Source organism: Streptomyces sp. V3I7, from assembly GCF_030817495.1.
Classification (GTDB): domain Bacteria; phylum Actinomycetota; class Actinomycetes; order Streptomycetales; family Streptomycetaceae; genus Streptomyces.
In genome coordinates this window covers 2,341,070-2,358,133 of the sequence record NZ_JAUSZK010000001.1, presented here as the reverse complement: position 1 = coordinate 2,358,133, position 17,064 = coordinate 2,341,070, and the positions used below count along the sequence as shown (strand labels likewise).

The following is a 17,064-nucleotide window of genomic DNA, read 5'->3' as shown; positions in this document are numbered from 1 at the left end:
CGGCTACTCCTCCCTCGGGTGCTGCGGGTGCTGCGGGTGCTGCGGGTGCTGCGGGTCCTGCGGTCCGCCCTGCTGCGGCACCCGCGGGGTGCTGAGCAGTTCGGCGGCCGCCTGCTGGTAGCGCAGTACGGCCTGTTCGGCGACGCGCAGATCGCAGGGCGCGCTCCACAGCATGCGGCGCGCCGCGTCGTACCGCTCGACGAGGAACGCGTCCTCCGCCAGCCCGTGCCGGGCGACCTTCGCCTTGTACGCGTCGAGCCGGCCGCGCAGCTCCGCGCGGACCGCGAGCGGCGCGGTGACCTCCGTCAACGACTCGCGGGCGCGCAGCAGTTCGTCCTCCGCCCGCTGCTCCAGCGACTCCAGGAGCGGCGAGAGGCGGTGCCATTGGGCGTGCCGTCGGTACTCGGCGGCGGTCGCCAACTGCTCGTGCAGGACGGTCGAGGGCCCGCTGACCACGGGGACCTCGGTGGCGGCGATCTTCGCGAGGACCTCGCCGCGCGCCGTGCGCGCCTCGGCGAGCGTGCGGTCCGCGCGGGAGAGCACGTCCCGCAGCCGGACCAGCCGCTGCTCGGCGTCCTGGCGGACCGTCAGCACCGCGTCGATCTCCCGGCGTACGTCCTCCAGCGCGCGCGCCTCCCGGTCGTACACCGTGGTGTCCGGCCGGCCGCCCCCCGGAGCCGAACTGCCGGGCGAGGGAACCCAGTAGGCGAGCGGATCGGAGACGACCTCTTCGCGCAGCCGCGTCAGGGTGCGCGTGATGCGCTCCAGGTCGTCGCCCGCCGGGTGTTCGCCGGGACGTACGCCGACGGAGTGGGCGAGCGTGCGGGTGCGCCGGAGCTCCGCGGCCAGTAAATCGATGCGGGCGGGCAGCGCCGACCACACCGTGTCGGCGGCGACCACCAGGTCCAGCGAGGTGGCGTACAGCTCGTTCATCCGCTCCACCAGGGCCGCCAGCGTGAACCGTTCGCTGAGCCGGCCGGCCGCGGACAGCGGCCTCGGCGCGTGCGCGGTCGCCGCCGCGCTGTCCGCGACCGTGACGCACTCGCCGCGCAGCAGCTCCGTCAGCGCCACCAGGTCCTCGCGGCTGGACCAGCGGCGGCGGGAGCGGATCTCGCGGGCGCCGCGCAGCGCGTCGGTGTACGCGTCGAAGTACGTCCACAGCAGGGTGATCGACGCCTCCGCGGCGCTCCAGCGCTCCTCGGTGATGCCGGTGAGGCGGGCTCCTTCGAGGAGTCGGCGGCCCGCGTGGTCCTGGAGGGCCAGGAGCGAGGTCTCGATGGCCTCGTGCTCCGAGCCGAGCCGCGCCAGCGCACGGTCCACCTCGTCCCGGTCCATCACCGGCCCGGCGGGATCCGTGACGCTCATCGATCACCTCTCGCTGCGTAGTCGGAACGGTGCTGACGGTACTGGCGGTGCTGACGGTACTGGCGGGGCTGGTGGTACAGGCGGTACTGGCCGTACGGAACTGTGCCGGCGGTGCTCGGCCGTGCTCTTGGTGCGGGCCGTCCCCCGCGGTCGGTCGGGGCGGATCGGCCCCTGTCGGTCAGCTCTTGCGCAGATACTCCGGTGCGGGCGGCTTCGACGGTGACGCGTCCTTGCCCAGTGTGGCCGACAGCCACGTGCCGTACGACTGCTGCCAGCCGCTCGCCCGGTAGTCCTCCAGGATCCGGTTCACCCGGCGTACCAGATCGTCGGCGTCCTTCTTCATCGCCACGCCGTAGTACTCGGTGGTGAACGCGGTGCCCCGGAGCCCGACCGTCGGATCCTGCGCGGCCTGGCTCGCGGCGAGCGCGGCGTCGGTCACCACCGCGTCGGCCTCGCCGAGTTGGAGCCGGACCAGGCAGTCGAGCTGGTTGGGCACGGTCAGGGAGATGTCGGCGGTGGACGCCAGCCGGCCCGCACGCCGGTCCGCCTCCAGCTTGGCGTACGCCGTCGAACCGGCCGCCGTGCAGATGCGCTTGCCGGCGAGCGAGCCGTCGTAGCCCTTGATGGACGAGGACTTGGGCGCCAGCACCTGTTGCCCGGTCTTGAAGTAGGGCGCGGAGAAGGCGACTTGGTCCAGGCGGTCGCAGGTGATGGTCATCGCGCGGACGACCATGTCGACCCGGCCGTCCTGGATCGCGGGTATGCGCTGGCTGGTGGGTATGGCCTTGAACTGGACGTCGTCCGGGTCGCCGAGGATGTCCTCCGCGATCCGGTGGACCAGGTCGATGTCGAAGCCCTCCAGCTTCGCGCCCTCGGCATTGGGGTTGCGGTAGCCCCAGCGGTAGCTGTTCTGGTCGATGCCGACGATCAGCTTCCGCTTCGCTCCCGTACGGGACTTGATGGCGTCGATGGCCGGACCGTCGTCGCCCGAGGGCGGCAGCGTCTGCTTCTGTGCCTCCGACTCCTCGCAGTCCTCGGCCCGCGCCGGACTGCCGACGGCGACGCGCGGTCCGGCCAGGTCCGTGACCCCGCCGCGCCCCTCCCCGCCGCCGGACGACTGGGTCAGCGGCAGCAGCAGAGCGAACGTCAGGACGAGGGCGCAGAGGGCCGCCATCGCGCTGACACCGCCCCAGCCGCGCAGGGCCGCCCTCACCCGCCGTACGTTCATCGCCACACCCCCTGTCACCCGTACCCCACCCCTGTCACCGGTATCCCGACCCCTGTCACCGGTATCCCGGCCCCTTCCGCCGGTACGGCCCGCCGCTCACCGGTACTCCGACAGCCGGCGCCCGATGCCGAGCACCGCGCCCGCCGCGCCCAGGACGGCGAGCACGGTGGCGCCGGCGGGCAGCCCGCCCAGCGCGCCCAGTCCGTCCCCGGCCGCGTACCTGAACTCGGTCTGCTCGTGCGCCAGTGCGCGTCTCAGGCTCGCGTCCACGTTGTCGAAGCACTCACCGGTCGCGCCCTCGGAGCCGATCACCTTGTCCAGCGCCTGCTGGTAGTTGCCGTTCTCGTCCTCGGTACGGGCGGCCGCGTGGCGCTTCTTCCACACCGCCATGCTGCTCTCGGCGGCCGTCACCGGTCTGCTGCCGGCCTGGTCGTCGGCCAGCTTCCCGGCCTCGGCCAGGCCCTTGCCGAGGACGTCCATCTCCTGCTCGAAGTCGTAGTAGTACGCGTCGTACGTGGTGTCGCCGAGCTTGACCGTGTCGGCGCCGCGCGCCACCAGGCTCAGGTTCTCGTTGCCGCGGGCCTTGAGCGAGGCGATGCGGGCGTCGTGCAGGGCGTTCAGCGAGCGGATGCCGTGGTCGTAGGAGCGGACGAGGTCGGCGCGGGCGACGGTGTGGCCGACGACGAGCCAGAGCAGCACCACCGCCGCGGCCGCCGTGGCGGCCACCAGGCCATGGTTCAGGACCCGGTTCGTCCGGTGGTAGGTGCGACGCTGGGCCCAGACGAGCGCGGCCAGCGCGAGGACACCGAGGGCGATCGCGGCCCACGGGTAGGGCGTCGCGTCCGCGTAGTCGGACCGGAGCCGCTGATTCTCCTTCGTGTACAGCTCCTCGGCCGCCGGAAGCATCTCCTCCTGCATCGTGGTGTTGGCGTACCGCAGATACGCGCCGCCCACCGGATAGCCCTGCCGGTTGTACGTCCGGGCCCGCTCGATCAGGCCCTTGTACTCCGGGAGCAGCCGGTTGAGCCGGGATATCGCCTCGGCGGAGGGCGAGTTGGGCTCGGAGCTGATGGCGGCCGTCACGAGTTTCGCGGCGGCCGTGCGGATGTCCTTCTCGTAGCGCTCGCGGGAGGTCGCCGTCTCCTGCCCGCCCGCCAGGAAGCCGCTGGAGGCCGCCGTGTTGGCATCGGCGAGGGAGCGGTAGATGTCGGCCGCGTCCGAACTGAGCGGCTGGCTGCTGCGCAGCACGTCGGAGGCGGCGGCCGCGCGGTCGGTCGCCTGCCAGGCGGTGACCGCCCCGAACGCGAGGACCAGCAGCGCGAGTACGGCCCCGATCACGCGCAACCGGCCCGGCTCGGTGGTCGCGGCCGCCCGCACCCGGTCGACGCCCTCGACGAAGGCGGTACGCCGCGCGGCCGGAACGGGCGCGGACGAGCCCCGCTGAGGCGGCACGACGGGCACGGTGCCCGCCCCCGCCCCCGAGGGCGCAGCCCTGCTCTCCGACGTATGTGTCACCGCTGACCTCCCCCATGGTCACCCGCTCGCCGCCCAGTATCACCGCCGGCACCGACATCCGCACCGGCCTTGACGATCCCCGACCGCACGCCCGCCCCGGCCGCCGCGCAACCCCTTGCCCATGAATACGTCCGGTGAGTCCGATCGGTTCCCTGGTGTCCGTCTTGCTCCGACTCGGCGGCGTAGCCCTTCGCGTACCCACATCCGCTGGCGGCCGCCGAAGCGGACGCTACGTCCAGGCCGACGGCGTCGGAGTGGTGGAAGCGCGCTTCAGCGCCGCCTGCCCCGGCCGCTCTACTCCCATCCGCGGCAGCCTGCGCTGCGCCACCGCGCCACCGGCCCCTGGCCGCGCGAGGCGTACCGGCCCGGCCTGCGGGACGGCCGCTCCTACTTCCCGAGCGACCGCGGCGGGGTGACGGCGGGCGCGACCGGCGTGATCGGCGACGCCTCGCGGGACTGCGGGGACGTGGGGTTGGCGTACGCCGACGGGGCGGCGGCGTCCACGACGGCGGCGTCGGGCTCCTCCGTGACGTGCGGGGACTCGCCGACCAGGGGGATCTGGGCGGCGTCGAAGGCGCGCTTGACGCGCCAGCGCAGCTCGCGTTCGACGGCCACGGCCTTGCCCGGCATCGTCTTGGCGGTGACGCGGACCGTCATCGAGTCGATCTGGACGCTGTCCAGGCCGAGCACCTCGATCGGACCCCAGAGGATCTCGTTCCAGGGCTCCTGCTTGCTCATCCGCTCGGCGACGTCGTCCAGGGTGGCCTTCACCTTGTCCAGGTCCTCGCCGGAGCGGACCGTCACGTCGACGTTGGCGGTCGCCCAGCCCTGCGAGAGGTTGCCGATCCGCTTGACCTCGCCGTTGCGGACGTACCAGATCTCGCCGTTCTCGCCGCGCAGCTTGGTCACGCGCAGGCCGACCTCGATGACCTCGCCGGAGGCGATGCCCGCGTCGATCTGGTCGCCGACGCCGTACTGGTCCTCCAGGATCATGAAGACGCCGGAGAGGAAGTCCGTCACCAGGTTGCGGGCGCCGAAACCGATCGCGACACCGGCGACACCGGCGGACGCCAGCAGCGGGGCCAGGTTGATCTGGAACGTGGCCAGGATCATCAGGGCCGCGGTGCCGAGGATCAGGAAGCTCGCCACCGAGCGCAGCACCGAGCCGATCGCCTGCGAGCGCTGGCGGCGGCGCTCGGCGTGGACCAGCAGTCCGCCCAGCGCCGTGTTGTCGACGGCCTGGACGGTGCGGTTCATGCGGTCGATCAGCTTGGTGATCGCGCGCCGTACGACCACGCGCAGCACCGCCGCGATCACCACGATCAGCAGGATCCTGAGCCCCATGGCGAGCCACGTGGACCAGTTCTCCTCGATCCAGCCGGCGGCGTGCGTCGCGCTCTGCTGGGCGTCCTGGAACGTCGGCACCCGGGTCGTCCTCGCGGACGGGGACGGCGAGGGCGACGGCGACGAACCAGCGGCCATCACGGCGGCGAACAAGGACACGGCAGGAACCTCCAGGTGCTGCACCGCCCCTCCGGCGTGACGCTCAAGATCACGTAAGGGTCACCGGACGGGCAGAACCACCACACTAACGGGGCATTGTGTGGTGGCAGGGCGATGTGTACGCGTCAGACTTCGCTGACCTGGGCTTGAACAGGGCGTCGCCCTGGGGATGAATCCCGGTGTGGTCGAAAACACTCCCAGCCCGTTACCTGGACGTGGTGGCGCGTCCACCAGGCATGAGGGGAGACTGGCTGCAGATCGTCCCGGCGCGAGCCACGCGCCGCCGGCGTACAAGGAGGCATCCGTGCCGCATGTCCTGGTCCTCAACGCGTCGTACGAGCCGCTCGGCGTCGTACCGCTTCACCGCGCGCTCGTCCTCGTCCTCGAGAACAAGGCAGTCTGCCTCGAGGAGTCCGGCGCCTATCTGCACAGCGCGACCGTCACGCTCCCCGCACCCAGCGTGGTCCGGCTCAAGCGTTTCGTGCGGGTTCCCTACCGGGGGCCCGTTCCTCTGACCCGACGGGCGCTGTTCGCCCGTGACGGGGGCCGGTGCATGTACTGCGGTGGCGTCGCAACCAGCGTCGACCACGTCATCCCGCGCAGCCGCGGGGGCAAGCACGTCTGGGACAACGTGGTGGCGTCCTGCCGCCGCTGCAACCACGTCAAGGCCGACCGTCACCTCTTCGAGATCGGCTGGCGGCTGCGCCACAAACCCGCCCCACCCACCGGCCTGGCCTGGCGCATCATCGGCACCGGGCACAGGGACCCACGCTGGCTGCCCTACTTGCAGCCCTACGGCGCCGAGGCCGCCTTGGCCCGGATCGACGGCATTTCCGCCTGAGATCCGGGCCTTCGCATTGCCTCGCACGGCGCTCGCGGCGTGCGTGTGGGGCGTACTTCCGGTACGGAGGTACGCCCCACACGGCCGGCTCGTCAGCCGTAGCGCAGCTCCGCCGTGTGCGCCGAGCGGTGCAGCAGCGGCAGCGAGGTGGCCGCCGCCAGCAGGCATGCGGCGTAGACGAACACGGGCACGGCCAGCGGCAGCAGCGGCACGGAGTCGACGCCGCCGAACTGCGCGTACCAGACGCCGATCCCCATCCCACCGGCGCCGGCCAGCGCGACCGCGGGAGCGAGCGGCAGGGCGGTCTCCAGGAGCAGCGCCCGGTCCAGTACGGACTGGGGCACCCCAGCTGCGGCCTGTGTCGCAAGGCCGCGGCGCCGGGTTGCCACGGACTCGGCGGCGCCCACGGCGAGACCGGCGAGGGTGATCGCCAGGGCGATCAGGATCGCGGTGCCGGTGAGATCGATGCCCGTGGTGTAGAAGGACAGGTCCATCGGGTGATGGGCGCGGTGCAGAACGTCGAGCAGAACCTCCCGGATTCCCATGAATCCGGTGCCCACGACGGTGACCAGCAGTACAGCCGCATGGGTGCGCGCGGCCGCCCACGGGTCGTCGCGCAACCGCTCCGCCGCGATCAGCGTCCCCGGATTCTCGGTGCGGGCCGCGAGACGGCGACCCATGAACCGGGCCGTGGCGCCGGTCAGCCACACTGCGTTCAACCCCACGAGAACCACTGCGGTGAACACGGTCAGCAACCCGCCGAAGCGCTCCGGAGTGAGTATCAGCCCCGCGCCGAGGATCACCACAGCCGCCGCCAGCAGCACGATGCCCGGCCGCCTGCCGCCCTGCGGGCGCACCCGGAGCACCCAGCCCAGCGGCGAGGCGACGACGCGGCGCAGCGCGACCACGCTCACCAGCGTGCCCAGCACGGGTATGGTCACCACTGCCAGCGCGCACTCGGCCCAGACCGACCCCGGCGGGTGCTGCCACTCACGCAGCAGGAAGAACACGGAAGCGGCCGTGGCGACCACGGACCCCACGAGGCAGGCGAGCCCCACCTCCAGCGCGGCGATCCGCCGCACCTGGGCCGGAGAGGCCCCCGCCAGGCGCAGCCCGGCCAGCCGTCGGTCGCGGTGGACGGCCCCGATGCGGGCGCACTGACCGAGGAAGCCGACCACCGGGCCGAGCAGGAGCACCAGGGTGAGGATCGCGCCCGCGCGCTGCCCTGGCTGGTTGAGCAGGCCGTGGGCGAGCCCGACGCTGTACTGATCGCCACCCAGCGCGGCGATCGCGACCGCCGCCGTCCCGAAGCCGGTCGCCAGCGCCGCGCCCAGCGCCGTCAGCCCCACCCGCCACCACTCCCGCCGGTCGGAGCCGCCCAGCAGCAGCAGCGCGAGCCGCAGATCGGTTCTCACCGGGACACCTCCGACGAGGGCGCGGCCGGCGCGACGGGTGCGCCGAGGGAGTCGAGCACGACGCCGTCCCGCAGCGACACCTCCCGGTCCGAGTACGCCGCCACCTGGGCGTCGTGCGTGATGAGGAGCACCGCCGTGCCGGACTCGCGGGCCGCGTGGACCAGCGCGGTCATCACCTGCTCCCCGGCGAGGGAGTCGAGCGCGCCGGTCGGCTCGTCGGCGAAGACGGCCTTCGGGTCCGTGACCAGGGCCCGCGCCAGCGCGACCCGCTGGGCCTGGCCGCCGCTCATCTCGCCGGGCCGCAGCCCCTCCTGCCCCCGGACGCCGAACCGCTCCAGCCACCGGCCCGCCCGCTCCCGCGCGGCCGTGCGCGAGGCGCCCGCGAGCATCAGCGGCAGCGCCACGTTGTCGGCGGCGGTCAGCTCGGGTATCAGCTGCCCGAACTGGAACACCACCCCGAAGTCGGTCCGCCGCAGCTCGCTGAGCCGCGGCTCCGGAAGCCGTTCGAGCAGCTCACCGGCGTACTCGACGCTGCCCTCGTCCGGCGTGACGATGCCCGCCAGGCAGTGCAGCAGCGTGGACTTCCCGCTGCCGCTGGCCCCGGTGACGGCCAGGATCTCGCCCGCGTGCAGGTCCACCGACGCGCCGCGCAGCGCCGGTGTGGTGCCGTGCTTCTTGACGAGCCCCTGGGCTCTCAGCAGTGGCTGGGTCATGCGCTGTCGACCTCCGTGATCAGGGGGGTGAGCCGGGCCGCCGTGGTGTTCATCCAGCGGAGGTCGGCATCCAGGTGATTGAGGGCGTAGTCGGCGGAGAGCACGGTCGCCAGATCGGCGTGGGCGCCGGTCTTGACGGCCGTGAGCTCCCGCATGCGTTCCATGTGCGCCGCCCTCTGGGCGCGTAGATAGGCGGCCGGGTCGCCGCCGGAGAGGATCGACACGACGACCTTCGCGAAGATCTCGTTCGTCACGTACGGCGCCGGCGGGGCGATCTCCCCGGCCCAACGGGCCAGTTCGTCCGCACCGGCGGCCGTCGCGCGGTACAGCGTCCGTTCGGGTCCGCCGTCCGCGTCGGTGCCGCTGACCTCCGCGAGGCCGTCGCGGACCAGGCGCTGCAAGGTCGTGTAGACCTGCCCGTAGGCGAGCGGGCGGGCTTGCGGGAAGCGTTCGTCGTGGCGCCGCTTCAGGTCGTAGCCATGGCTCGGCCCTGTCGCGAGCAGCCCCAGAAGGATGTGACGGGTGCTCATGGCGATGATTATGTACTCACTACATGTACTGAGTACATAGTGATCTCGAAACCTTCTGGGGAGTGCTTGCGCCCGCGGCGGGTAGGCCTTTCGTTGTCCGCCCGAAGCCTCACCCCACAAGGAGGCCCCCGTGGCCGCATCGGCTCACCTCTTGATCCCGGCCCAGTCCAAACCCGTGCCGGGCCCCTGGTTCGGACCGGAGGAGCCCCAGCTCTGCGTGTTCAGCGCGGAAGGATCCTGCGTCGAGCTGCCGCTCACCAGTGAGCCGCCGCTGCCCGACGCCGAGCCGCTGACCAGTGAGCCGCCGCTCGCCGACGCCGCACCCCTGACCAGCGAGTCCGACGCCACCGCCGACACCTGTGGGCCGGAGCTGCAGTGACCGCGTCCGGGCCGGCCGAGCCCCCCGACGAGGAGTTGTCCCGGCTCGCCGCGTTGCACGGCGTCGCCACCGGCTACAGCCCGTCCCCGGACCGCACGGTCACCGTGTCCGCCGGTGCCGTCGCCGCCGCGCTGGCCGCGCTCGGCGTCGACGCGAGCACCCCGCAGGCCGCCCGCGCCGCCCTCGCCGTGCGCGAGCAGGAGCTGCGCACCCGCCTGCTGCCGCCCACCGTCGTCCACTGGACCGGCGCCCCGGAGAACCCCCTCGCCGCCCTCCCGCCCGGCACCCGCCTGCGTATCGACACCGAGCAGGGCGGGACGCGGGCCGACGCCGAGGGGCTCCCGCCCGGCGTCCACAGCCTCACCGCCACCGCCCCCGACGGCCGCACCGCCGACGCCCATCTGATCGTCGCCCCCGACCGGCTCCCCGGCTGCCCGGAACGCTCGTACGGGCTGCTCGTCCAGCTCTACTCCCTCCTCTCCCGCCGCTCCTGGGGCATGGGCGACCTCGGGGACCTCGCCGAGCTCGCCGCCTGGGCCGGGCGCACGGCGGGCGCCGGATTCGTGCAGGTCAACCCGCTGCACGCGGCCGTCCCCGGCACCCCCGCGGCCCCCACCGACCCCTCCCCGTACCGGCCCTCCTCCCGGCGCTTCCCGGACCCGGTCCACCTGCGGATCGAGAACATCCCCGAGTTCGCCCACGTCGAGGACCGCGAGCGCGTCCGGACTCTGCTGGAGCGGGCCGAACGGCTGCGCGGCGCCGTCCTCGACAAGGACGCCCTCATCGACCGGGACGCGGTGGGGGAGCTCAAGCGGGAGGCGCTGGAACTCGTACGGCAGGTTCCCCTCGGGCCCGGGCGGCAGGCGGCGTACGACGCCTTCCGCGCCGAGCAGGGGCAGGCGCTGGAGGACCACGCCACCTGGTGCGCGCTCGCCGAGGCGCACGGCGCGGACCGGAGCCGGTGGCCGGAGGGGCTGCGCGACCCCCGCTCGCCCGAGACCGCCCGCGCCCGCGACGAGCTGAGCGACCGGGTCGACTTCCACTCCTGGCTCGCCTGGCTCACCGACTCCCAGCTCACCGCCGCCCAGCGCGCCGCGCGCGAGGCGGGCATGCCGGTCGGGATCGTCCACGACCTCGCCGTCGGCGTACACCCGGGCGGCGCCGACGCCTGGGCTCAGGCCGACCACTTCGCCGCCGGGATGTCGGTGGGCGCCCCGCCCGACGCCTTCAACGCCCACGGCCAGGACTGGGGCCTGCCGCCCTGGCGCCCGGACCGCCTCGCCGAGTCCGGCTACGCGCCGTACCGCGGCCTGCTCCGCGCCCTCTTCCGCTACGCCGGCGCCCTGCGCATCGACCACGTCATGGGCCTGTTCCGGCTCTGGTGGGTGCCCCAGGGACAGCCGCCGACGGAGGGGACGTACGTCCGTTACGACGCCGAGGCCATGCTCGCCCTCCTCGTGCTGGAGGCGTCGCGGGCCGGGTCCCTGGTGATCGGCGAGGACCTGGGGACCGTCGAGCCGGGGGTGCGTGAGGCCCTGCAGCGGCGCGGGGTGCTCGGCACGTCGGTGCTGTGGTTCGAACGGGACTGGGAGGGCGACGGCCGCCCCCTCGCGCCCGAGCACTGGCGCGCCGACTGCCTGGCCACCGCCACCACCCACGACCTGCCGCCCACCGCCGCCCGCCTCACCGGCGACCACGTCGAACTCCGCGACGGACTCGGCCTGTTGGCCCACCCGGTGGAGGAGGAGCGGGCCGCGGCCGCCGCGGACACGGGGGAGTGGCTGACGCTGCTGGCGCGCCTCGGACTGCTCCAGGGCGCGTCCGGAGAGCGGCCGTCCGCCGGTGAGGAGGCGGAGATCCAGGCCGTGCACCGCTTCCTGCTGCGCACGCCCGCCCGCATGATCGGCGTCTGGCTCCCGGACGGCACCGGCGACCGCCGCCCGCAGAACCTCCCGGGCACCTGGGACCAGTACCCCAACTGGCGGCTGCCGATCGCCGACGCCGACGGGCGCCCCGTCACCCTGGAGGACCTCACCGCCTCGCCGCGCCTGCGCGCCCTGCTCGACGTGCTGAGGGAGGGCGTCGGGCAGGGAGGCCGACCGGCGGTGAACGCGGGCCGATTCGGGTGACTTGGTGCGGGTGCGCCGGGGTGCGAGCGCGCATAAGGCACCCCGGGCGCGCGCCCCTTCCAGGCGTTCGCTACTTTTGCACCGTGGACAAGAAGAACGCCCTGCGCGCCGGCGCCCTGGCAGCCGGTACGACGCTGATGATGCTGCTCATGTCGTCCCCCGCGCTCGCGCTCACCCGCGACGACGGTGACGACCCCGGCCCGGGCCTGAGCGCCATCGAGACGCTGGGCCTCTACGTCATCCTCCCGCTCGCGCTGTTCGTGGTCATCGCGGGCCTGGTGATGGTCCTGGACAAGTCCAAGAACCGCGTGACCAAGCCCAGCGCCGCCAAGTCCAAGGCCTGAGCGACCTCCCGAACCGCTGCGCCGAGGGCGCCGGCCTCCCGTCCGTACGTGTCGTACGGCGGTGAGGACGGCGCCCTCGGCGCGTTTGCCGACGCCTGCCCTTGCGCGCGTCCTTACGGGGGTGACCCCCGGGTGCTCCCTACGGGGTGACCCTCGGGTGCGTCCCTACGGGTTGACCCCCGGGTGCGGCGCCGTCACGTACCGCTGCACGGTGGGCGCGAGCCACGCCACGATCTCCTCGCGGCTCAGCGCCACGGCCGACGGCAGCCGCAGGACGTAGCGGCTGAGGGCCAGCCCGAGCAGCTGCGCGGCGCACAGCACGGCCCGCGCCGGGACCTGCTCGGGATCCGGGCACGCCTGCCGGACCACCGGCAGCAACTGGTCCCGGAAGATGCTCTGCACGCGCTCGGCCCCCGCCTGATGGGTGACGCCGACCCGGAGCACGGCGGTCAGCTCGCCGTTGTCCTCCCACAGGTCGAGGAAGTGCGAGACAAGGGCCCGGCCGATCTCCTCACGCGGCAGCGCGGTCAGGTCCGGCATCCGCAGGTCGACCGCGACGGCCGCCGCGAAGAGACCCTCCTTGCTGCCGTAGTAGCGCATCACCATCGACGGGTCGATGCCCGCGTCCTTGGCGATCGCGCGAATGGTGGCCCGCTCGTAGCCGTCGGACGCGAAACGCTCGCGGGCCGCGGTGAGGATGGCACTACGGGTGGCGTCGGAGCGGCGGGTGGCGCTCCCGTTGATGGCGGTCATGCCATCGAGCGTAGGCCAACAAACGTGGGCCAACAAACGTGGGCCAACAAGTGTTGGCCAACAATCGTTGACATCGCCGTCGCGGCGAACCTACGCTTGCCAACGAGCGTTGACAAACAGGCGTTGACCCACATGCGTTGGCACTCCAGGAGGGTCCACCATGAATGGCACGAATGGCACGAATGGCACGAACGGCTCGGCAACCACACCCACCGTGATCGTCGTCGGCGCCGGTCCCACCGGCCTCCTCCTCGCCGGTGATCTCGCCGAGGCCGGCGTCCCGGTCACCCTCGTCGAGAAGCGTCCGCACACCATCAGTAACCTCACCCGAGCCTTCGCCCTCCACGCCCGGACCCTCGAACAGCTCGACGCCCGCGGGCTCGCCGACGAGTTGGAGGCCGTCGGGCGGCCCATCGAGGGGCTGCGCCTCTTCGACCGGCTCGCCATCAATCTCGACACTCTCCCCTCGCGCTTCAATCACGTCCTCGTCCTCCCTCAGTACGAGGTGGAGAAGGCACTGAAGGGGCGTGCGGTGCGGGCCGGGGTGGACTTCCGGTACGAGACCGAGCTGACCGGGCTGACCCAGGACGCGGACGGGGTGTCGGTCGAGGTGCGCACCCCCGACGGTGGCGGGGACCGCATGCGGGCCGCGTACGTCGTCGGTGCCGACGGGATGCGCAGTGCCGTGCGCGAGGCGATCGGGCTGCCGTTCCCCGGCCGCTCCGTCATCCGTTCCGTCGTCCTCGCCGACGTCCTGCTCACCGAGGAGCCGGAAGGCCTGCTCACCGCCAACGCCGTCGGAGACGCCTTCGCCTTCCTCGTCCCCTTCGGCGACGGCTACTACCGCGCCATCGCCTGGCACCGCGGCCGCGACGTGCCCGACGACGCGCCCGTCGACCTGGCTGAGGTCAAGGAGATCACCCGCCTCGCCCTCGGCCGGGACTTCGGGATGCACGACGCCCGCTGGATGTCCCGCTTCCACAGCGACGAACGCCAGGCCCCCGCCTACCGGGTGGGCCGCGTCTTCCTGGCCGGCGACGCCGCGCACGTCCACAGCCCGGCCGGCGGCCAGGGGATGAACACCGGCATGCAGGACGCGGCCAACCTGAGCTGGAAGCTGGCGGCGGTCATGTCCGGCCGTGCCGACGAGGCGCTGCTCGACACCTACCAGGCCGAACGCCACCCCATCGGCAGAACGGTGCTGCGCAGCAGTGGCGCGATCGTCCGCCTCGCCATGGCCAAGCGCCCCTGGACACTGGCGCTGCGCGCGGCCCTCGCCACCCTGGGCACCCGGTTCGCCCCGGCCCGCCGCAAGGCGATGGGCCAGATCACCGGCATCGGCTACCGCTACCCCGCCCCCCGAGGCGCCCACCCCCTCACCGGTACCCGCGTCCCGGACGTCGGCCTCGCCGGCGGCAGCCGCCTCCACGAGGCCCTGCGCGGCGGCCGGTTCGTGCTGATCACCCCGGAGCCGTACGAGGTCCGGAACGCCTACAAGGACCGTCTGACCCTGACCCACTGGGCTAGCAACCGCCGCACCACCGTCCTGGTACGCCCCGACGGCTACGTCGCCTGGGCCGCCGACGCGGCCGGCCCGGCGGCGATCGAGGAGGCGCTGGCCGCACACGTGGGCTGAGCCCGCCGCACGACGAACGGGGGCGCCCGGTGCAGCACCGGGCGCCCCCGCCGACGTACCGGCGAACGCAGCTGCGGTTACGCGTCCGCCGCCTGCGCCTTCAGCGCGCGTTCCACGCCCGCGCGGGACTCCGAGACCAGGCGGCGCAGGGCCGCGTTGGGCTCGGCGGCCGCCAGCCAGGTGTCCGTCTTGGCCAGGGTCTCCTCGGAGACCTGGACCGCCGGGTACAGGCCGACCGCGACCTGCTGGGCGATCTCGTGGGAGCGGGTGTCCCAGATGCCCTTGACCACCTCGAAGTACGAGTCGGTGTACGAGGCGAGCAGCTCGCGCTGGTCGGTCTGGACGAAGCCTGAGATCACGGCCTCCTGGACGGCATTCGGCAGCTTGTCGGACTCGATGACCGACGCCCACGCCTCCGCCTTGGCCTCCGGCGTCGGGCGGGCCGCGCGGGCGGTGGCCGCGTGGCGCTCACCGGCGGCCGTCCGGTCGCGCTCGTACTCGGCGGCGATCTCCGCCTCGTCGAACCGGCCGACGGCGGCGAGGCGTTCGACGAACGCCCAGCGCAGCTCCGTGTCGACGGCCAGGCCCTCGACCGTCTGCGAGCCGTCCAGCAGGGCCTCCAGCAGGTCCAGCTGCTCGGGCGTACGGGCCGTCGCCGCGAACGCCCGCGCCCAGGCCAGTTGGTGGTCGCTGCCCGGCTCGGCCGTGCGCAGGTGCGCGAGGGTCGCGTCGGTCCAGCGCGTGAGCAGGGCCTCGCGGGCGGCCGGGTCGGCGTACAGGTCGATCGCCAGCTTCACCTGCCGCTGGAGCGACTGCACGACACCGATGTCGGACTCCTTGCCGATGCCGGACAGCACCAGCGACAGGTAGTCGCGGGCGGGCAGTTCGGCGTCGCGGGTCATGTCCCAGGCCGAGGCCCAGCACAGCGCGCGCGGCAGCGAGTCCGCGAAGTCGCCGAGGTGCTCGGTGACGAAGGCCAGCGACTCATCGTCCAGGCGGACCTTCGCGTACGACAGGTCGTCGTCGTTGAGCAGGACCACGGCCGGGCGGCGAGTGCCGGACAGCTGCGGTACGGCCGTCAGTTCGCCGTCCACGTCCAGTTCCACGCGCTCGGTCCGCACCAGCTTGCCGGTCGCCGCGTCGAGTTCGTACAGGCCGACGGCGATGCGGTGCGGGCGCAGCGTCGGCTCGCCCTTGGCGCCGGCGGGCAGGGCCGGGGCCTCCTGGCGGATCGAGAAGGAGGTGATGACGCCGTCGGCGTCGGTGGCGATCTCCGGGCGGAGGATGTTGATGCCCGCGGTCTCCAGCCACTTCTTCGACCAGGTCTTCAGGTCGCGGCCGGAGGTCTCCTCCAGGGCGCCCAGCAGGTCGGACAGGCGGGTGTTGCCGAACGCGTGGCGCTTGAAGTAGGCCTGCACGCCGCTGAAGAACTCGTCCATGCCGACGTACGCGACGAGCTGCTTGAGCACGCTCGCGCCCTTGGCGTAGGTGATGCCGTCGAAGTTTACGAGGACGTCGTCCAGGTCGCCGATCTCGGCCATGATCGGGTGGGTGGAGGGCAGCTGGTCCTGCCGGTAGGCCCACGTCTTCATGGAGTTGGCGAACGTGGTCCACGAGTGCGGCCAGCGCGAGCCGGGGGCGTAGGCCTGGCAGGCGATGGAGGTGTAGGTGGCGAACGACTCGTTCAGCCACAGGTCGTTCCACCACTCCATGGTGACCAGGTCGCCGAACCACATGTGGGCCAGCTCGTGCAGGATGGTCTCCGCGCGCACCTCGTACGCCGCGTCGGTCACCTTGGACCGGAAGACGTACTGGTCGCGGATGGTCACCGCGCCCGCGTTCTCCATCGCGCCCGCGTTGAACTCCGGCACGAAGAGCTGGTCGTACTTCTCGAAGGGGTACGCGTAGTCGAACTTCTCCTGGAACCAGTCGAAGCCCTGCCGGGTGACCTCGAAGATCGCGTCCGCGTCGAGGAACTCGGCGAGGGACGGGCGGCAGTAGATGCCGAGCGGCACCGACTGGCCGTCCTTCTCGTACACGCTGTGCACCGAGTGGTACGGGCCGACGATGAGCGCCGTGATGTACGACGAGATGCGCGGCGTCGGCGCGAAGGACCAGACGTTGTCCTTGGGCTCCGGCGTCGGCGAGTTGGAGACGACCGTCCAGCCCTCGGGCGCCTTCACGGTGAACCGGAAGGTCGCCTTCAGATCGGGCTGCTCGAACGAGGCGAACACACGGCGGGCGTCCGGCACCTCGAACTGCGTGTAGAGGTACGCCTGTTCGTCGACCGGGTCGACGAACCGGTGCAGACCCTCACCGGTGTTGGTGTAGGCGCAGTCGGCGACGACCCGCAGGACGTTGCGGCCCTCCAGCAGACCCGGCAGGGCGATCCGCGAGTCCTGGAAGACCTCGGCGGGGTCGAGCGCGTCCCCGTTCAGCGTCACCTCGTGCACGGCCGGGGCGACCAGGTCGATGAAGGACTCCGCGCCCCCCTCGGCCACGTCGAAGCGCACCGTCGTCACGGACCGGTAGGTGCCTCCCTCCTGCGCGCCGGAGAGGTCGAGATCGATCTCGTACGAGTCAACGGTGAGCAGCTCCGCCCGCTGCTGCGCCTCTTCACGGGTCAGGTTTGTGCCAGGCACGCGGTCATCTCCTCGGTATGTGGTGGGTTGCGCCATCCTTCCACGGAGCCGTGTGGAAGGCGATGGCCGTT

The 17,064-nt window shown here is 72.7% G+C and carries 14 protein-coding genes; 5 read left to right on the top strand and 9 right to left on the bottom strand.

Translation table 11 applies throughout. The annotated features are described in order from the left end of the window. Positions 1-3: 3 nt before the first annotated feature. The 4 genes from QFZ74_RS10965 to QFZ74_RS10950 form a co-directional block, all read right to left on the bottom strand. Positions 4-1,365, bottom strand: coding sequence for a hypothetical protein (locus QFZ74_RS10965; protein WP_307620620.1), 1,362 nt, complete (start codon positions 1,363-1,365; stop codon positions 4-6). A gap of 178 nt (positions 1,366-1,543) precedes the next feature. Beyond that, positions 1,544-2,593, bottom strand: coding sequence for a glutamate ABC transporter substrate-binding protein (locus QFZ74_RS10960; protein ID WP_307620619.1), 1,050 nt, complete (start codon positions 2,591-2,593; stop codon positions 1,544-1,546). A gap of 96 nt (positions 2,594-2,689) precedes the next feature. After that, complete coding sequence (locus tag QFZ74_RS10955; RefSeq protein WP_307624113.1) at positions 2,690-4,054, bottom strand: hypothetical protein; 1,365 nt, start codon at positions 4,052-4,054, stop codon at positions 2,690-2,692. A 441-nt stretch (positions 4,055-4,495) separates the two neighbouring features. Next, a complete protein-coding gene (locus QFZ74_RS10950) occupies positions 4,496-5,590 on the bottom strand; it encodes a mechanosensitive ion channel family protein (protein ID WP_307624112.1) in 1,095 nt (364 codons plus the stop codon). A 325-nt stretch (positions 5,591-5,915) separates the two neighbouring features. Here QFZ74_RS10950 and QFZ74_RS10945 point away from each other — a divergent pair, with 325 nt between their 5' ends. Further along, complete coding sequence (locus QFZ74_RS10945; RefSeq protein ID WP_307620618.1) at positions 5,916-6,452, top strand: HNH endonuclease; 537 nt, start codon at positions 5,916-5,918, stop codon at positions 6,450-6,452. A 92-nt stretch (positions 6,453-6,544) separates the two neighbouring features. Here the strand turns inward: QFZ74_RS10945 and QFZ74_RS10940 are convergent, their stop codons facing one another. The 3 genes from QFZ74_RS10940 to QFZ74_RS10930 are packed head-to-tail and all read right to left on the bottom strand — an operon-like array spanning position 6,545 to position 9,110. Then, positions 6,545-7,867 carry an FtsX-like permease family protein gene (locus tag QFZ74_RS10940; protein ID WP_307620617.1) on the bottom strand — a complete coding sequence of 441 codons (1,323 nt, stop codon included), beginning with the start codon at positions 7,865-7,867 and terminating at the stop codon, positions 6,545-6,547. After that, a complete protein-coding gene (locus tag QFZ74_RS10935; protein WP_307620616.1) occupies positions 7,864-8,580 on the bottom strand; it encodes an ABC transporter ATP-binding protein in 717 nt (238 codons plus the stop codon). The genes QFZ74_RS10940 and QFZ74_RS10935 overlap by 4 nt, the downstream gene beginning before the upstream one ends. Further along, entirely contained in the window at positions 8,577-9,110 is a 534-nt protein-coding gene (locus QFZ74_RS10930; RefSeq protein ID WP_307620615.1) for a PadR family transcriptional regulator, read from the bottom strand. The genes QFZ74_RS10935 and QFZ74_RS10930 overlap by 4 nt, the downstream gene beginning before the upstream one ends. Before the next feature lie 130 nt (positions 9,111-9,240). Here QFZ74_RS10930 and QFZ74_RS10925 point away from each other — a divergent pair, with 130 nt between their 5' ends. The 3 genes from QFZ74_RS10925 (at position 9,241) to QFZ74_RS10915 (ending at position 11,962) form a co-directional block, all read left to right on the top strand. Further along, positions 9,241-9,489 carry a hypothetical protein gene (locus QFZ74_RS10925; RefSeq protein ID WP_307620614.1) on the top strand — a complete coding sequence of 83 codons (249 nt, stop codon included), beginning with the start codon at positions 9,241-9,243 and terminating at the stop codon, positions 9,487-9,489. Continuing rightward, positions 9,486-11,618, top strand: a complete 2,133-nt coding sequence (malQ, locus tag QFZ74_RS10920) for a 4-alpha-glucanotransferase (RefSeq protein ID WP_307620613.1) — start codon at positions 9,486-9,488, stop codon at positions 11,616-11,618. Before QFZ74_RS10925 ends, malQ begins: the two co-directional genes overlap by 4 nt. An 83-nt stretch (positions 11,619-11,701) precedes the next feature. Further along, positions 11,702-11,962, top strand: a complete 261-nt coding sequence (locus QFZ74_RS10915) for a hypothetical protein (RefSeq protein ID WP_307620612.1) — start codon at positions 11,702-11,704, stop codon at positions 11,960-11,962. A 165-nt stretch (positions 11,963-12,127) separates the two neighbouring features. Here the strand turns inward: QFZ74_RS10915 and QFZ74_RS10910 are convergent, their stop codons facing one another. Beyond that, complete coding sequence (locus QFZ74_RS10910) at positions 12,128-12,715, bottom strand: TetR family transcriptional regulator (protein ID WP_307620611.1); 588 nt, start codon at positions 12,713-12,715, stop codon at positions 12,128-12,130. 160 nt (positions 12,716-12,875) lie between these two features. Here QFZ74_RS10910 and QFZ74_RS10905 point away from each other — a divergent pair, with 160 nt between their 5' ends. Beyond that, entirely contained in the window at positions 12,876-14,351 is a 1,476-nt protein-coding gene (locus tag QFZ74_RS10905; RefSeq protein ID WP_307620610.1) for an FAD-dependent monooxygenase, read from the top strand. Between the two features lie 77 nt (positions 14,352-14,428). Here the strand turns inward: QFZ74_RS10905 and pepN are convergent, their stop codons facing one another. Beyond that, positions 14,429-16,993 carry an aminopeptidase N gene (gene pepN / locus QFZ74_RS10900; RefSeq protein ID WP_307620609.1) on the bottom strand — a complete coding sequence of 855 codons (2,565 nt, stop codon included), beginning with the start codon at positions 16,991-16,993 and terminating at the stop codon, positions 14,429-14,431. Positions 16,994-17,064: the final 71 nt, after the last annotated feature.

What these genes read in the sequence shown, in the direction of transcription:
- QFZ74_RS10965 (WP_307620620.1), bottom strand. Translation starts at nt 1,365, where the DNA reads ATGAGCGTCACGGATCCCGCCGGGCCGGTGATGGACCGGGACGAGGTG.
- QFZ74_RS10960 (WP_307620619.1), bottom strand. Translation starts at nt 2,593, where the DNA reads ATGAACGTACGGCGGGTGAGGGCGGCCCTGCGCGGCTGGGGCGGTGTC.
- QFZ74_RS10950 (WP_307624112.1), bottom strand. Translation starts at nt 5,590, where the DNA reads ATGGCCGCTGGTTCGTCGCCGTCGCCCTCGCCGTCCCCGTCCGCGAGG.
- QFZ74_RS10935 (WP_307620616.1), bottom strand. Translation starts at nt 8,580, where the DNA reads ATGACCCAGCCACTGCTGAGAGCCCAGGGGCTCGTCAAGAAGCACGGC.
- QFZ74_RS10930 (WP_307620615.1), bottom strand. Translation starts at nt 9,110, where the DNA reads ATGAGCACCCGTCACATCCTTCTGGGGCTGCTCGCGACAGGGCCGAGC.
- QFZ74_RS10910 (WP_307620611.1), bottom strand. Translation starts at nt 12,715, where the DNA reads ATGACCGCCATCAACGGGAGCGCCACCCGCCGCTCCGACGCCACCCGT.
- QFZ74_RS10905 (WP_307620610.1), top strand. Translation starts at nt 12,876, where the DNA reads ATGAATGGCACGAATGGCACGAATGGCACGAACGGCTCGGCAACCACA.